Origin of the sequence: Alteromonas pelagimontana (assembly GCF_002499975.2) — a bacterium.
Taxonomy (GTDB): Bacteria; Pseudomonadota; Gammaproteobacteria; order Enterobacterales; family Alteromonadaceae; genus Alteromonas; species Alteromonas pelagimontana.
In genome coordinates this window covers 2,518,144-2,534,445 of record NZ_CP052766.1, presented here as the reverse complement: position 1 = coordinate 2,534,445, position 16,302 = coordinate 2,518,144, and the positions used below count along the sequence as shown (strand labels likewise).

Below are 16,302 nucleotides of genomic sequence, written 5' to 3'. Positions count from 1 at the left end.
TTTCTAGCTTAAAGCATTTGCTTAATTTCGTTTATAATTTTTTTAGTGGGTGCGGCCAGCCCAACTTCAATAGGGTCGTCGAGAGAAAACCAGCGCTGCTGACTTTCCGCTACTGTTCTTCGCATTGGTGCTTCGACCATTAACAATACAGGTGTAATATCCAGATGAAAATGGCTGAACGTATGGCGAAACGGCGTCAGTTCCTGCAAATGGTAGTCTTGGATATTCAGTGAATCAGCCGCCTGCTCAACAGTATTTGTGGTTTCAGCAAAACCGTACAAACCGCCCCACAAACCTGTGGCCGGACGTTGAGTCAGCATTACCTGGCGTTGATAAAACAGCGCCAACATTGTAGTGGTGCGAACAGGTAATGTCTTTTTTGGTTTTTTGCCGGGGAACTCACTTTGCCGCCCCTGCGCGTAAGCCAAACAGCCTTGCTGAAGCGGGCAGTGGTCACAATCGGGCTTCCCGCGGGTACAAATCATCGCGCCCAGGTCCATCATCGCCTGGGTGTAGCGATGGCAGCGTTCATCCGGAGTGTGCTCAGCGGCAAATTGCCACAGCGTATTTTCTACTGTTTTTTGTCCCGGCCAACCCTCTACAGCATAATATCGGGCAAGCACGCGCTTAACATTGCCATCCAGTATCGGATGGCTTTGACCACAGGCAAGGGACAGCACGGCACCAGCCGTGGAGCGACCGATTCCCGGCAGCGCCATGACGTTTTCAATTTCCACAGGAAACTCGCCGCCAAGTTCTGCGACTACTACTTTTGCCGCTTTATGCAAATTCCTGGCGCGGGCGTAGTAGCCCAAACCCGTCCAATGATGCAGCACCTCGTCCTGAGACGCGGCCGCAAGCGCCCCAACATTCGGAAAGCTTTGCATAAACTTCTGGAAGTAAGGGATCACGGTGCTCACTTGAGTTTGCTGTAACATGATTTCCGACACCCATACGCCATAAGGCGTAATATTCTGTTGCCAGGGAAGGTGTTTACGGCCGTGTTGGTCAAACCATGCCAGCACGCGAGAAGCAAAATTATCTATCATTGTACGATTATCAATACCACGAAAACATCGTTAGCTTTAGGCGGGGTATGATAGCATGCAATCCATAACTATGAGGTGTTTACTGGAGGCGCAATGACGCAGAACCCGGTACTGTTTTTACCCGGCACACTGTGCGACGAGAGAGTGTGGCTGCCTGTATGGCGGCAACTTGCTATTGTTCAGCGTCGTTACGTTCCATTGCAATGGGCAGGAACGCTGGAAGAAATGCTGGCACTGACTGGCGATAGAGTTCTGGATGGCGAAAAAGTGCATCTGATAGGATTTTCCATGGGCGGGTTTATCGCTACGCAGTGGGCTTGCAGCAATGTCGAAAAAGTAGCTTCTCTCACCCTGGTTGCTTACAACCCAAAGGGATTAGATGAGCAAGAACTGGTTAGAAGACGACAGCTTATCACCATGTTAAAGAAAGGTCAGTTTAAGCCAGAAAGCCCAGTCTATGTGAACCGGTTTGTTCATCCTGAACATCAGAAAAATCCTGATGTTACCGGCGTGATACAGGAAATGGGCAAAGACTTAGGCCGAAACACGCTGCTTGCCCAAACCGCAGCCACTACACCGCGCGCGGATTTAACCTCTGCCATTGCAAAAGCGCCGTTCCCTGTGAATATTATTGCCGCTCAGGATGATGAAATTGTGGCCTTTGGCGATGTGCAAAAAGTCGCAGCTTCCCTCCCTGGCGCAACCTTTTTTCCAATTGATCGAGCCGGTCATATGGCGCTTCTGGAAAAGCCCTCCGAAATTGCGGCGATGCTGAAAGAAATGTATGCATAGACACGCGAATTGCGCTACTTTTGTACCAAATCGTTGCATTGTTTAGCATAGACTGGATAATGCCGCTCCAGAAAAAACAGGCTATAGAGCACCGCTATGGGTCAATTTAAAAATCAGGCTGAAGCTGAAGCAGCTGGCGTCTATATCAGTAAAGTGAAAAGCTTCGTTAAACGTGAAGGTCGCTTAACCAATGGCCAAACCAAAGCGCTGGAGGCCTACTGGCCCACAATGGGCGTAGAGTACGCAGACGCGGAGCTGAACTTTGCCGAACTTTACGGGCGTAGCGCGCCTGTCGTGCTGGAAATCGGCTTTGGTATGGGTAAATCTCTCGTTGAAATGGCAGATAGCGACCGCGCGAAAGACTTCTTTGGAATTGAAGTACATCGGCCTGGCGTGGGTGCGTGTCTTGGTGACGCTGGCGAACTTGGTCTTACCAACTTGCGAGCCATGGAACATGATGCAGTGGAAGTGTTGAAAAACATGATCCCGGATGGCAGCTTAGCAAGATTGCAGCTTTATTTTCCTGACCCATGGCATAAGACCCGCCATCATAAGCGACGCATTGTACAGCCCGAATTTGTTCAACTGGTGCGCTCAAAGCTTGCCGTCGGCGGGCATTTCCATATGGCTACTGACTGGGAAGCTTACGCTGAACATATGGCGGAGGTTATGGATCAGGCAGAAGGTTACCGGAATACGGCCGAAGAAGGACATTTTGTGCCTCGTCCTGATTATCGGCCAATTACCAAATTTGAAACCCGAGGCCAGAAATTGGGCCACGGCGTCTGGGATTTAATTTACGAGCGTGTTGCATGATTCTTTCTCCGCAAAGCCAGTTGTTAGAACGGAATATCGAGCTTTTTGAACAAGGCAAGTGGTTACTTATCAACCCTGCCGACGCTTACTTCACCGAACAACTGGCGCATCGCGAACTTGCAGTTATGCATCAATACTTTGATGTATTTTCAGAGAGCGTGCGCGTTATTTCGACAGCGTCGTTTGATAGCCGTGATGTAGTACAGCAAAAAGACGGCTTTTCTGTCACTCAAAAAGTTGGCGAACACTTACATACCTTTGCTCCTTTTCTTTCTGAACATAACGTTTATACAGATGTTATGGTTGTTATGCCCAAGTCTAAAGCACATTTACAGATGCTGTTACAGATGGCCGCCGGCGCAGTGCTTCCCACCGGGCGCATTCACGTGGTAGGAGAAAATAAAGGCGGCATTAAAAGCGCCGGTAAGCTGATGGACAAATACGGGCAGACCAACAAGGTTGATTCTGCTCGTCATTGCAGTCTTATTACATGCTCGGTAAATGAAGACTTCCCTGCTTTTGAAAGCGAAGAATGGCTGGACGAACGGACCTACGAAATAGGCGACGATCAGTGGCAGGTAGTGTCTGTGCCAGGCGTATTTAGCCATGGCGAATTAGATAATGGCACGCAGATCCTGATTGAAAAAGCCTCTTCAACCTTGCGCGGCCACGTGCTCGACTTCGCCTGTGGCGCCGGAGTGGTAGGCAGTTACCTGCTCAAGCAGTACCCACATCTGAAAGTGACCTTTCTTGATGTCAACGCATTGGCGCTGTACGCGACCGCAAAAACCTTAAATGCCAACGGCCAAACGGCGGATCTCATTGCAGCAAACGGTTTACTTGGTGTTGAAGAACTCTTTTCACACATTATAACGAATCCCCCTTTTCACACCGGCGTGAAAACCGATTACAGTGTCACTAAACGATTTATCACCGATGCTAAGCGGCTCCTCAAACCTAAGGGAACACTGCAGATGGTGGCTAACCGCTTTCTGCCTTACCCCGGCTTGCTGTCGGAAACGTTCCCACGAGTGCACACGCTGGCGCAAAATACGCAGTTTACGGTTTATTTGGCGTTATCTTAATAGCGCAGGTACCCAGCGCTATGATAATGTTTAGCTCATTCCTCTACGCAGCAGACAAGGCACTATGCGTTTGTCTGCCGTGGACATGAACGCTCGTATTAAAGGTGATGCTGTGAAAATTGTGTTTGCCATATCAGAAGTGGAAGATCTTGTAAAAACCGGTGGCCTTGCCGATGTAGGAAAGGCGCTGCCGCTGGCACTAAAAGCCGCTGGTCATGAAGTTGTTATTATCATGCCCTATTACAAGGCAATTGCTGAACAATACGCGCTGGCCGATGCCTGTTCGCAGCAAACGGTATTCACAGAAAGCCAGGTTTACCCATTTGCCATTAAGCAGTTAAACTGGAATGGCATTGATGTTTATTTTGTTGATTATCCGGAGTATTTTGCTCGCGATGGCCTTTACAGCAACGCTTATGAAGCATACTCCGACAATGGCGAGCGCTTTAGCTTTTTCGCGGGAGCAGTGCTGACTACGCTGCAGGCTTTAAGTTATCAGGCTGATATTATCCACTGCCACGATTGGCACACTGCTATGTTGCCCTATTTGATGACTTACGAACGCTCTGGCTTTTTCACTGAGACTAAAACGGTTTTTACGCTGCACAACGCTGCTTTCCAAGGTGTGCACAAGCTTGATGACATCCCGTTTTTACGCCACCACCCCGGTATTCTTGCGCAGGTTCATGGCGGCTATATCAATATGCTGCAAACCGGTATCAATTTTGCGAATAAAATTACTACCGTCAGTCCAAACTACGCACAGGAACTCCTTACTGATTTAGGTAGCCACGGTTTACACGAACGACTGGTGTCGCGACAGGGGGATTTAAGCGGTATATTAAACGGCTGTGATTATGGGCAGTGGGATCCTTCTGACGATCCATACCTGCCGGAAAATTTCAGTGTCGATAATATCTATGGGAAAAAGACCTGCAAACGCGTATTGCAAAGCAAAAGTGGCCTGCCTGAACGGGAAAATGTGCCCTTGTTTGGCATGGTTTGCCGCTTAACCGAACAAAAAGGATTTGGTTACCTGTTACCGATTCTGGACGAACTGATGCACCATAATATTCAGATGGTAATCGTGGGTACAGGCGATCCTAAAGTTTGTATGGATTTGGGTGAGTTTGCGCAGAAAAATGCAGAGAAGTTTGCCTTTATTAACGGTTTTAGTACGGAACATGCTCATTTAGTTGAAGCGGGCGCGGATTTTTTCCTGATGCCGTCTCAGTTCGAACCATGTGGGCTTAATCAAATGTATAGTCTCGCTTATGGCACTATTCCTGTCGTTCGTGCTGTAGGTGGACTGAAAGATACGGTTATAGATCAACAGCAAGATCCCGCTAACGCCACAGGCTTTGCCTTTGAACCTCCCTATCCAGCTGCACTGTTATCCTGTGTTCGCCGGGCACTGCTGTTTTATTACGAGCACCCGGAAAACTTCAGAGAGATGCAGGAAAGAGGGATGCGAACCCGTTTTACCTGGGATAGAGCTGCAGAAGAATATAGCGCGTTATATAAACAAGCCATGGATCAATAGAAAAGCTTAATAGTGGCCATTGTGATGTTCGATGGCGTCTTGGCAATATTACCTTTTGCGTAGCGATTGGTTATTGTACATAAAAACAGAGAAAGCTTTTCTTTTGAGCAGGTTTGGGCCACTATTAAGCCAAACCCGCGTTTACAAAATACAAACTAATAATAATGTCAGACTCGGCGGTGCGGTTGTCAATTCGCAGCTTATTTCTATGGGTGGTAATGGCCATCGCTACAATCACGCTGGTGTTTGCCTCCGGCTTATCGCTATATACCCAAATTAAAACCTACCGCAAAGAACTGACTGACGATGTGGCAATGCTTGCCGAGCTGGTCAGTAAAAACGCGGCTGAGGATCTTGCCAATGAAGACGAGCCTGCTGCTAACGCACACCTTGCAAGCCTTAAAGCCGCAAAAATAATCTTAAACGTTCATCTTTATCGTCAAGATGAGCTTAATAACCTGAGTTATTTTTCAAGCTATAATCAGGCGGGACAAACGCCGGTAGAGTCGCGGCCGCAATCTGTTTCCAAGCTTTTACAGCCCCGAATAACCGATGACATAATTGAAGTTGCCCGCCCCATTATTTACCGACAACAAATTGTGGGTTATTTGTATCTTCGTGCATCCGCAGCCAATTTTAATCAATTAGTGGGTAAAGCTATTCTCATCAGTTTAACGGTTATGTTTATCATGATGATAGTGAGCTTCCTGCTGGCTCTGCGCCTGCAACAGGTCATTACCGGGCCTATTGAATATCTGGCAGATTTTCTGCAAAGAACGTCGCGTCAGCGGGATTATTCTTCTCGCGCCGAAGTGTGCAATGTTCGTGAGCTAGGTATTTTGTCAGAAGCTGTAAACGTGATGCTTTCCCGAATCCAGGAATACGTACAAAAGCAACAGGCGGCTGAAGATCAGCACAAGAAACTCAATTCCAGCCTGGAAGACATGGTAAACCAACGTACACTTGCGCTTAAAGATGCCAATCAGGAATTAATTCAGACGCTGGAAAAACTGCACCAGTTTCAGCGTCAGATAGTTCAAAACGAAAAAATGGCGTCGCTGGGCGACATGGTCGCGGGTGTGGCGCATGAAGTGAATACGCCAATTGGGCTGGGTGTCACAGCATCCACAATGATGCTTGATAGATTAAAGGTAATTCAGGATCAATTTGAAAATAAGACGCTGAAAGCCAGCACCATGACCAGGTTTTTATCCGAGAGTCAGGAAAATCTTAACATCATTTATCGGAACTTAAACCGCGCGGCAGAGCTTATTTCCAGTTTTAAACAGGTAGCCGTCGATCAATCAAGTGAAAACAACCGAACTTTTTGCTTTGCACAGCTGGTTAATGAGATACTACTGTCGCTACGCCCTCGATTGAAGAATCTAGACCATAAAATTAACGTCGAGTGCGATCCTACCCTTTCAGTTGAAACGAAAGCCGGGCCGATTAATCAAATTCTCATTAATTTGATTATGAATTCAATTATTCATGGATTCGAAGGTGTTGAAGAAGGCGAGATAACTATTATTGCGGAAATGATGTCGCCTACAAAGCTAAAACTCATTTATCGTGATAATGGTAGAGGCATTCCCGGCGATATTCGTAAGCGTATATTTGATCCGTTCGTTACGACTAAGCGAGGACAGGGAGGATCAGGGCTGGGTATGCATTTAGTGTATAATCTAGTGACGCAGGCCTTAAACGGCACAATTGCGCTTTCCAGCGAAGAAGGAAATGGTGTGGAATTTATTATCGTTTTCCCTGTCGTAAGCTCTATATCAGAGAAAGCGTAAGATTAAACAGGCGTAGACCTTGTAATTTATTTACAAATCCTTATACCGTATAAATGTTTTATTCGTTGATGACTTGCAAACCCCGTCACGGATATTAATATTTAACCAGTAGATTGCTTAAACCGATTGTAAGAAGAGTGTGAAACCACCATGCAGACGCCAAACGTATTAATTGTTGAAGATGAAGTGGTAACCAGAACCACATTAAAAAGTTTATTTGAGGCTGAAGGCTACAGTGTGTTTGAAGCCGAAAATGGCGATCAGATGCATGACTTTTTCCAAAATCACACCATCAATCTGGTCATTATGGACATTAACCTGCCCGGCAAGAATGGGTTGATTTTGGCCAGAGAAGTACGTGATCGTAAAAATGTGGGCCTGATTTTTCTCACTGGCCGTGATAATGATGTAGATCGTATTTTAGGTTTAGAGATTGGTGCAGATGATTATCTGACAAAACCATTCAACCCGCGTGAACTGACGATTCGTGCGCGTAATCTGTTAGCGCGGACCAACAGCACTGCCGAAGATGATGATTTACCTAGCCGCGTAAGCTTTAATGGCTGGATATTAGACGGCGACAGTCGCTCTTTAATTTCTCCAAGCCAAAAAGAATTTCGTTTGCCGCGCAGCGAATTTCGCGCTTTGCACCTGTTTTTGAGTAATCCGGGTAAAATTCTCACTCGTGAACAGCTTATTATGGAAATGACAGGCCGCGAACTTCGTCCGAACGACCGTACTGTGGATGTAACCATTCGCCGTATTCGTAAGCATTTTGAATCTGAAGTTAGCGATGAAGAATTAATTGTGACGATTCACGGTGAAGGTTATCGCTTCTGCGGCTCGGTAGATAATTAAATTAATCTACAGAGTTTACAGACAAAAAACGCAGTCAATCGACTGCGTTTTTTATGTTGTAGCGCCAGCTAATACTACCCCTCAATGATGTTTGGTCAACTCAGAACGAACTCATCGAACCGCGGACCGTAACCGACAGCCTTTCGACGCTCGCTGAACAGTCAACTACGCTATGACTGCTGTTAACTACCGGCAATTCGCATATTATCAATGACCACAGAACCTGTTTGTACACCACCGCGTAAGTCACGCTCTGCACCAATAGCCTGAATGTTGGCAAACATATCTTTTAAGTTACCCGCAATTGTCACTTCATGTACAGGGTACTGAATAACGCCGTTTTCAACCCAATAGCCGGCCGCACCGCGAGAATAATCGCCGGTGACAATATTTACCCCCTGCCCCATTAGTTCAGTGACCAATAATCCTGTTCCCATGGCTTGAAGTAGTTCGGCGTCACTGTGCCCCGTGTCACCTATAATCCAGTTATGAATACCGCCAGCGTGCCCGTTGGATACAGTGCCCAGCTTGCGCGCTGAATAGGTTGTGTAAAGGTAATGGCTTAGCCGTCCTTCATCGACTATGGTCATATCACGTGTGGCTACACCTTCGCTGTCAAAGCTGGAACTTGCCAGCCCACCTTTTAGGAAAGGCTTTTCTTCAATCGTTAACCATTTTGGGAAAATTTGATGATCGAGCTTGTTCAGCAGAAAGCTGGATCGGCGATAAAGGCTTCCGCCGCTGATTGCGCCCACATAGTGGCCGAAGAGGCTTGAAGCAACATCTTTATGAAGCATCACCGGTACATTTGCGGTTTTAATTTTACGTGCACCAAGGCGGGAAACGGTTTCTTTTGCCGCTTCAATTCCCACTTCCCTTGCAGATTTCAGTAAATCGGCCTTACGACTAACGCTGTAAGCATAATCGCGCTGCATATCACCTTCCTGCGCAGCGATCATCATGCAGCTCAAGCTATAACGGCTACTGGGGTAGCCTGCGTTAATGCCGTGTGTATTGCCGTAAACGCGCATTCCCAGATTCGCGTTATATGAGGCTCCATCGGAGTTAACAATGCGATCATCATATTCCAGTGCGGCAGATTCTGTTTCCACAGCAATTTTTATGGCTTGCTCGGTGTCCAGTTCCACCGGGTGATAAAGCTCTAAATCGGGAAATTCTGTCGCAATCAGTTCTTTGTCGGCTAACCCGGTACAAGGATCTTCGCTGGTATAGCGAGCGATATCTACTGCTTTTTCTACGGTAAGGGCTAAAGCTTCTTTACTCAAATCGGCGGTAGATGCGCTGCCTTTATGTTTACCCACATAAACACTGATCCCCAGTCCGCCGTCGTTGGTAAATTCCACATTTTCAACTTCACGCATCCGCGAGGACACGGCAATGCCCTGAACTTTCGACATACTGGCTTCAGCTTGCGTGGCGCCTTTTCGCAGCGCCATCTTCAGTACATCATCTACAACGGTTTGAATCTCGGCTATTTGCTGATCAATTTGCATAGTAAGTTTCGCTATCCAAGTCTGTATGTCACAATTACAATTAATTGCAGTGTAACACTTATGAGTTTGAAATGAGCGACCAGAAGCATCATTCAGAAGAAGAATCCTATTTTGACGACGTTGAGCCATTGGAAAATGACGATACGGTCAGCAAAACCGAACTTAAGCGTCAGGCGGCACAATTTCAGAAGCTGGGGCTGGAGTTAGTTAATCTTTCTCCGGCTAACCTGGCAACGATATCGCTAGATACTGAACTTGAAGACGCTGTCACCCTTGCCCGCAATATCAATCGCAAGAAGGACGGCTACCGTCGCCAACTACAGTTTATCGGCAAATTGCTGCGTCAGCGCGATACCGATAATATTGAGCAGTCACTGGCAAAGCTTAAACATCAGCATCACGAATCGAACGTGGCCTTTCATGCGCTTGAAAAGGCGCGAGAGTCGGTAATCAATGAAGGTGATGATGGTATTCAGCGGCTTGTGGAAGAGCATCCGGCGCTAGACAGACAGAAATTGCGCCAGTTTCACCGTCAGATAAAAAAGGAACGTGAAAAGAATGCTCCGCCGAAAGCTTTTCGAGAATTGTTTCAATATTTAAAAGAGGCAATACCCTTTCGCGGTGATAATTGACCTGACCAATTTTTAAAGGAAATAAAAAAAGCGCCGTAATCGTCGGCGCTTTTTTTTGCTTTCATGCAACGCAAGCTATCAGGCGGTGCCGCCTACCGTTAACTCATCAATTTTAAGTGTTGGCTGACCTACGCCTACAGGAACACTTTGCCCGTCTTTACCGCATACGCCCACGCCCCGATCAAGTGTCATGTCATTACCAATCATAGACACTTTTTGCATCACCTCAGGGCCATTTCCAATTAACGTTGCGCCTTTTACAGGGGCCGTAATTTTACCATCTTCTATGAGATACGCTTCGGCGCTGGAAAATACAAATTTTCCGGACGTAATATCTACCTGTCCGCCAGCAAAGTTAGGGGCGTAAATTCCTCTTTTAATGGAGCCGATAATCTCCTTGGGATCGTACTGCCCCGCCAGCATATAAGTGTTGGTCATTCGCGGCATAGGAAGATGTGCAAAGGATTCACGGCGACCATTGCCGGTAGGCTTTACGCCCATCAATCTGGCGTTCATTTTATCCTGCATGTAACCCGTCAGGATACCATCTTCAATCAGCACATTGTATTGGCTAGGCGTACCCTCGTCATCAACGGATAAGGATCCGCGTCGGTCCTGAAGCGTGCCGTCATCTACAATTGTTACGCCCTTTGAAGCGACTCTTTCACCCATACGGCCACTAAACGTTGAAGCACCTTTTCGGTTAAAGTCTCCTTCCAAGCCGTGCCCAACCGCTTCATGCAACAGTACGCCCGGCCAGCCACTTCCTAACACTACAGGCATTGTGCCCGCGGGCGACGCCACCGCCTGCATATTAATGCGCGCCATGTGTAATGCATCGTCTGCCAGTTGTTCGTAAAGAGGCCGTCCGTTTTCGTCTGACTGGAAAAAGGCATAAGCATAGCGGCCACCAGCTCCAGCACTTCCCCTTTCACGGCGTTCACCGTTTTCCAATAAAACCGAACAGTTCAAGCGCACCAAAGGACGCACATCCGTAGCCAGCGTACCGTCACTCGCCGCAACGAGTATTTCTTCATACACGCCGCTTAAACTAACTACAACTTGATTAATCCCTTGCTCCTGCTTACGGATATAGCTATCTACCGCTTTTAGCAAAGCAATTTTTTCAGCATCCTGCATACCCAAAATTGGGTTGAGAGCATCGTAACGCACCGGAAAGGTTGCAGTAGATAGGCCGGCCACTCGTTGCTTACCGCCTGCAGGCGCTATGGTTCTTGCGGCTGAACAGGCTTTAAGTAACGCTTCCTGACTTATTTCATCAGAATAGGCGAAGCCCGTTTTTTCACCACTGATGGCACGCACACCCACGCCGCGCTCAATGTTATAACTGCCTTCCTTGATAATGCCGTCTTCCAGCACCCAGCTTTCATGCTGGCTGGATTGGAAATACAAATCCGCATAATCTGTATCGTGACTATGAATTTGCCCAAGGGCCTGCTCAAGGATACGGTTATCCAGTCCTGAGTCGGTCAGTAAATGGCTTGCTACGTTATTTGACAAAATGGCTCCTGAATCGGTTATGTTTGCTAAGAGGCATTTTGGTTTCTAATGCCTTTCGCTCCTCAATATCTACGCTTGCCTGCGCCATTCCTGGCTTATCTGCTTGTTCTGCCAACAAGTCGCCCCAGGGCGAATAAATAAGGCTGTGACCATAGGTTTCACGCTGATTTGCATGAACGCCCGTTTGACCTGCACCCACTACAAAGCACTGCTTTTCGATGGCTCTGGCACGTAACAGAGTGTGCCAATGGGCATCTCCAGTATAGCGCGTGAAAGCCGCAGGCAACGCAAGAATATCAATATCGCCCATGGCCTCAAATAAGCCAGGAAAGCGCACATCATAACATACTGCCAGCCCTATTCGCCCTATTGGTGTATCCAGCACTACTACCTCTTGCCCAGCCTGCGTGTGCTTCGATTCTTTATAAGAGCGGGTGCTATCGTTAACTTCAACATCAAACAGATGAATTTTCTGATATTCCCCCAGAATTACGCCCTGCGGATCAATGAGAAGACAAGAAGCCGTGAAGTGCGCATCGTCGTTGCTGTGCAAAGGAAGCGTGCCGGAGACTATATAGCAGCCATATGACTTTGCCATTGACGAAAGCCTGCTTTGAATCTTTCCTTCGTAGCGGGATTCGGCAATATCTAACAATGTTTTTTCGTCAGAACCAAAACAGGCAAAGCACTCAGGCAGCACCACCAGAGTGTCCTCATCGGAAGGTAACGTAGCTAACTGCGCTTCAACCCAATCCAGATTTTCGTTAATGTCAGGGACAGACGTCATTTGTGCTGCAACTAAATTAACCATCTTTTACCTCCAGTTTGAAACGTTTCAAATCCTGCTCGGTCAAGGATCTGTCTTGCTCCTGACCAAGGGGAATGTTTTGAGCTGGCAGCGTAATGTCCTTACTGTCGCGACCAAGCTCATCAAATCGCGGATTATCCAGTGTTCCTGTCACCCGATAGTTAACATTGGAAATAACTTTCGCCGATGTCAACATTTGGTCTAACGCCAACGCTGCCAGTGCAGTAGGCGGCGTAGCTAAAAAGTAAACTAAAAATGGCAGGTTACCTGTGACATTGGGAGTAAAAACTACATTGTAATTCAGTTCCTTGGAAACCAGATCGGTATATCCCTTAATCACAATTTCCCCTGCCCCGCCGTCAATTTCTGTATCGCGTGTTTTGGCGCGCCCATCGGCAATTTGTAGGGTGCCGTGCATATCATCGTAGAAAAAGCCCTTGGCAAATACATCACGAAAATCCAGACTCAACTTTCTTATCAAAGAATTCAGACTAAAAATTGTGAGAATTCTTGAGCCCTTATCACTGAGTTCACTAAGGTAGCCGTCGGTCAGGGACCACTGAATATTTCCTGCCACTGTTTGGAGCGATATATCCATAGGCGATTCCGGCCAGTCCACATTAAATTGTAAAGCGGCGGCAGAATCTTTAATACCTGAGTTTATCCCCCACGTCTGTAACATCATGCCGACGTCCTGACTGGCCAGATTTCCTTCAAGGTGAGTAGTATTTTTCTCGCCCTCAAATAACCAATGTCCGGTGGCATCGAACCTACCGTATTTGCCAGAAGTCTGAAGCTGACGAATGTGCATTCCATCGGGGGCGCGCGCCACATCCAGCGTTACCTCGCCCAAATCTTTATCAAACAGCGTACATTGCAAACAATGGAAGTACACGGGCGGCAACTTATCGGCATTCCATTTGTGATCGGTTGCCGTGCCCGCTGTCTCAAATTTATCGAATCGAATGTAATCAGCTTCAATTTCAATACCCCGCTGTAGCCATTGATCATAAAGGTTGACCGTGGCTCTCGCTTCGGCTGAATTAATCTCCAGCATCCAGTTATTGTTGTTCTGTTTTGTGGTCACATTGACGTTGCTCAGTGTCTGGCCTGCAACCACCAGATTATTGGTGTTTACGAATATACGTTCAGGTACAGAAAATAAGCTTTTCGACGCACTGGCGTCGTTATCGAAACCGCCAAGCATCAATTCAATGGTCTTATACCAGTCGGTGACATTTACCACGGGAAGATCGGCAGAAACGCTAAATCCTATTCCCATTCCCACAAAATCGCTGCTTCCCAACGCGAGATGCGCGCGAGAAAATTGCATTTCCTTGTGCGGCAACACGCCATCAAACCTTATATCCTTGCCTAATGTGGCGCTGATATTGGACGCCTGTGCATTGCCCGAGCCGTTGATCAATAAAGGCATTTCGGTGTTTTCTACCTTATTGAACGGAATCGGTAACATTGAGGCGACATTTTTCAATGAAGATGCAATGGTAGCTTTATAGCTGAATCCTTCCTCTGGCAAGGTCAGTTCGACATCAGCATTCCACCCGGCATTTCCCGTTAGATAATCGTTAAAGGCAGGGTTAAATTGCGCCAGTAAAGGGGCTACGTTCCAATCTCCTTGCAAACCAATGCCGACGCTATAGCCTTTGCCAGTGTTTTTTCCGTCAAGATTGATAGTTACGGGCTGGTTCAGTAGCCTAGTCTGCAGATTGGAACCGGATATTTTTTCGTTAGTAAAGTTAATGGTGCCGCTGGTATCAGCAAATGTCATTCCCACACTACTGATAAACACCTTGTTGTTCTTAAGCACGGCATCGCCCGTCGCAACGACCTGACTTCCCTGCAAAGGAATATGGAGTTTTAGGCGTGAAGAAAGATCCCCTTCAATTTTCACCTGTTCGTCCAGCACTACACCCAATGATGAGGCTATTCCGCTATGTGTCATCAACTCCGTAAGACTGTCGCCAGAGCTTTCTCCTGTCGCATAAATAGTGAGAACGGAAGATGCCTTTAACTGAGGAATGGTGGCAGACAATTCTTTAATATCCACGTTCATCAGTTTTGCAGCCGGACTTTCCATTACCAGCGCATCGTTTTGGAAGTAAAGGTTCAGATCAAGATCAGTAAGCGCTGGCCAATCGTCGGCGAATTTAAAGCTACCTTCTTCAATGGCAAGTTGCGCCTGAAACACGCCGCTGTTATCCGCAAATGGAAAATCTGCTGGCCGCCCGTGCCATAGCACATTGGCATTCTTAATTTCTCCCTGCCCCACAAATGCTTTGCTTAAATACGCTTTTGTCGTTTCACCCATTAGCGGCGCTGGCAGTAATAGCTCAATGTCTTCAACCGGCCTGTCGTCAATCTGGGTTAACAAGCTGAGCGACGCGTCATTTATGCTGTAACGGAAAGCTTGTGATAAGCCAAGTACCGGGCTTTCCAATCGAATATTGTCCGACTGAATAACCCAGCCCGGCGCCGTTTCTTCGCCACCAGCTTGTCGGAACAGATAAACATCCCCCCGCAAGCGATTAAGAGTAAAGTTTTGCGACAGAAGATTATCGATTTCCAGGTTCGCATCGTGGGCAGAAACAGAGATGACTCCCTGGTTTTTATACCAGTAGATATCCATGTCCAGCGCATCCAGGCCAGGTACAAGCTGTTGCTGCTCCCAACTGACATCAATTAACTTCGCCGCAAGCGCCGCACCGTGGTTTTTTACCTGGAGTTGCAGTGTGGCAAGCTGCCCTTTCGGATCAAAATCTTTAACATCATCATCTGCTGTATCGTCGGTAAACAGAGGCAGCAAAACAAGAAACGGATTTACCGGCGCCGGCTTTACCGTATTTACCAGGATATCCCCTCGGGGATCCCAATAGCCCACCAGATCCGTCACCAGACTTTGATCATTTGAATCGAAAACCAGCTGATCGACCCGGAAATTCCAGCCGCCGCCTTTTGGAAGCGCCTGAATACTGCCCCCTCGAATCCCGGTTTGAATGAGAGGATTATCGGCACCGCCCCATGTCAGCTTACTTTCGTGAAATTGTGCATACAACGCGCTGATTTCACTTTCTTCAATCTCTGCCCAGATTTCAAAATTTGCGCGGCTCTCGCTCAGGGATCTTTTGGTCTTGATCCACTTACTCACCCAGGGCGAAATATCTAATTCTTCCGCCCGGGCATAAAACACGCCGTTCAGGTTGTCCTTGTCCCCTTGCAAATCGAGTACAAAAGAGGCCGAATTGTTGGTCAGCTCCTGCATGCGAATAGCGCCCTGCCCTTGATGTCGGTCATTCCGATTAACCCAGCTAAGTGACTCAAGCTCAAAAGACTGCTGCACACCGGCTTGTGTAATCGCAAGCTCTCCTTTTTCCAATGAAAAGCGCTGCAGTTGCTCCAGGAACAGGCGTTTTAATGCATCTACTACGGGAAAATCGCTGTCTCCCGCACTGTCTAATCGATCCGCATCGATATTTAATTTGAGGCCGACCAACGTAAACTGGTTAGACGATATCAATCGCTGAGAAAGAGACTGCCAAAAATCGAGTTCCATATATACCCGATCAATGGTTAGTGCAACGGGCGAGGAGGCGTTTTGCGTCAACGAAACCTGATTAAGCACAATAGTAGGGCCGGCGCTTTGCCAACTGGCCTGCACACTGTCGATTGACAGGTTTACGCCATACTTAGTGTTGACGTAATCCTCCAGCATGTACTTTTTATGATCGATATGAGGCAACGCGTAGCGCAATACGCTCAGCATTACAGCAAAAACGACTAATAAAACTGCTAACAACCACCCCGCTTTTCTCACTAGCCAGGCTGCTGCATTCATGACTTTTGTCACATTATGCCTTTACATCATTCTCT

Annotated in this window: 12 protein-coding genes; 7 read left to right on the top strand and 5 right to left on the bottom strand. The window is 47.3% G+C overall.

The window, feature by feature from the left end; genetic code table 11:
• Window positions 1-8: 8 nt before the first annotated feature.
• Window positions 9-1,049, bottom strand: a complete 1,041-nt coding sequence (gene mutY, locus CA267_RS11180) for an A/G-specific adenine glycosylase (protein WP_170669053.1) — start codon at window positions 1,047-1,049, stop codon at window positions 9-11.
• Between the two features lie 93 nt (window positions 1,050-1,142).
• On the opposite strand from mutY, the gene CA267_RS11175 reads away from it, so the two are divergent.
• From CA267_RS11175 to arcA, 6 genes are all read left to right on the top strand, one after another.
• A complete protein-coding gene (locus tag CA267_RS11175) occupies window positions 1,143-1,841 on the top strand; it encodes an alpha/beta fold hydrolase (protein WP_075607402.1) in 699 nt (232 codons plus the stop codon).
• A 96-nt stretch (window positions 1,842-1,937) separates the two neighbouring features.
• Window positions 1,938-2,657 (top strand): tRNA (guanosine(46)-N7)-methyltransferase TrmB, encoded by a 720-nt coding sequence (gene trmB / locus CA267_RS11170; protein ID WP_075607403.1) that lies wholly within the window; start codon window positions 1,938-1,940, stop codon window positions 2,655-2,657.
• Window positions 2,654-3,742, top strand: coding sequence for a methyltransferase (locus CA267_RS11165; RefSeq protein WP_083638188.1), 1,089 nt, complete (start codon window positions 2,654-2,656; stop codon window positions 3,740-3,742). Before trmB ends, CA267_RS11165 begins: the two co-directional genes overlap by 4 nt.
• A 112-nt stretch (window positions 3,743-3,854) precedes the next feature.
• Window positions 3,855-5,285 carry a glycogen synthase GlgA gene (glgA, locus tag CA267_RS11160; RefSeq protein ID WP_075609889.1) on the top strand — a complete coding sequence of 477 codons (1,431 nt, stop codon included), beginning with the start codon at window positions 3,855-3,857 and terminating at the stop codon, window positions 5,283-5,285.
• A 164-nt stretch (window positions 5,286-5,449) separates the two neighbouring features.
• Window positions 5,450-7,081, top strand: a complete 1,632-nt coding sequence (locus CA267_RS11155) for an ATP-binding protein (RefSeq protein WP_075607404.1) — start codon at window positions 5,450-5,452, stop codon at window positions 7,079-7,081.
• Window positions 7,082-7,231: 150 nt separating this feature from the next.
• Window positions 7,232-7,939 (top strand): two-component system response regulator ArcA, encoded by a 708-nt coding sequence (arcA, locus tag CA267_RS11150; protein WP_075607405.1) that lies wholly within the window; start codon window positions 7,232-7,234, stop codon window positions 7,937-7,939.
• Window positions 7,940-8,121: 182 nt separating this feature from the next.
• Here the strand turns inward: arcA and pmbA are convergent, their stop codons facing one another.
• Complete coding sequence (gene pmbA, locus CA267_RS11145; protein ID WP_075607406.1) at window positions 8,122-9,453, bottom strand: metalloprotease PmbA; 1,332 nt, start codon at window positions 9,451-9,453, stop codon at window positions 8,122-8,124.
• Window positions 9,454-9,524: 71 nt separating this feature from the next.
• Here pmbA and yjgA point away from each other — a divergent pair, with 71 nt between their 5' ends.
• Window positions 9,525-10,085 (top strand): ribosome biogenesis factor YjgA, encoded by a 561-nt coding sequence (gene yjgA, locus CA267_RS11140; protein ID WP_075607407.1) that lies wholly within the window; start codon window positions 9,525-9,527, stop codon window positions 10,083-10,085.
• 78 nt (window positions 10,086-10,163) lie between these two features.
• Here yjgA and tldD read toward each other — a convergent pair whose 3' ends face one another.
• Genes tldD through CA267_RS11125 form a run of 3 tightly spaced genes read right to left on the bottom strand, consistent with a single transcriptional unit; the run spans window position 10,164 to window position 16,279 of the window.
• Window positions 10,164-11,606: a metalloprotease TldD gene (tldD, locus tag CA267_RS11135; protein WP_075607408.1), complete on the bottom strand. Its 1,443-nt coding sequence runs from the start codon at window positions 11,604-11,606 to the stop codon at window positions 10,164-10,166.
• A complete protein-coding gene (locus CA267_RS11130) occupies window positions 11,596-12,417 on the bottom strand; it encodes a carbon-nitrogen hydrolase family protein (RefSeq protein ID WP_075607409.1) in 822 nt (273 codons plus the stop codon). The genes tldD and CA267_RS11130 overlap by 11 nt, the downstream gene beginning before the upstream one ends.
• Window positions 12,410-16,279 (bottom strand): YhdP family protein, encoded by a 3,870-nt coding sequence (locus CA267_RS11125; protein WP_083638190.1) that lies wholly within the window; start codon window positions 16,277-16,279, stop codon window positions 12,410-12,412. Before CA267_RS11125 ends, CA267_RS11130 begins: the two co-directional genes overlap by 8 nt.
• Window positions 16,280-16,302: the final 23 nt, after the last annotated feature.

Excerpts from the sequence above, each read along its gene's own strand:
- mutY (WP_170669053.1), bottom strand. The coding sequence starts at position 1,049 with ATGATAGATAATTTTGCTTCTCGCGTGCTGGCATGGTTTGACCAACAC.
- CA267_RS11175 (WP_075607402.1), top strand. The coding sequence starts at position 1,143 with ATGACGCAGAACCCGGTACTGTTTTTACCCGGCACACTGTGCGACGAG.
- trmB (WP_075607403.1), top strand. The coding sequence starts at position 1,938 with ATGGGTCAATTTAAAAATCAGGCTGAAGCTGAAGCAGCTGGCGTCTAT.
- CA267_RS11165 (WP_083638188.1), top strand. The coding sequence starts at position 2,654 with ATGATTCTTTCTCCGCAAAGCCAGTTGTTAGAACGGAATATCGAGCTT.
- CA267_RS11155 (WP_075607404.1), top strand. The coding sequence starts at position 5,450 with ATGTCAGACTCGGCGGTGCGGTTGTCAATTCGCAGCTTATTTCTATGG.
- arcA (WP_075607405.1), top strand. The coding sequence starts at position 7,232 with ATGCAGACGCCAAACGTATTAATTGTTGAAGATGAAGTGGTAACCAGA.
- pmbA (WP_075607406.1), bottom strand. The coding sequence starts at position 9,453 with ATGCAAATTGATCAGCAAATAGCCGAGATTCAAACCGTTGTAGATGAT.
- yjgA (WP_075607407.1), top strand. The coding sequence starts at position 9,525 with ATGAGCGACCAGAAGCATCATTCAGAAGAAGAATCCTATTTTGACGAC.
- CA267_RS11130 (WP_075607409.1), bottom strand. The coding sequence starts at position 12,417 with ATGGTTAATTTAGTTGCAGCACAAATGACGTCTGTCCCTGACATTAAC.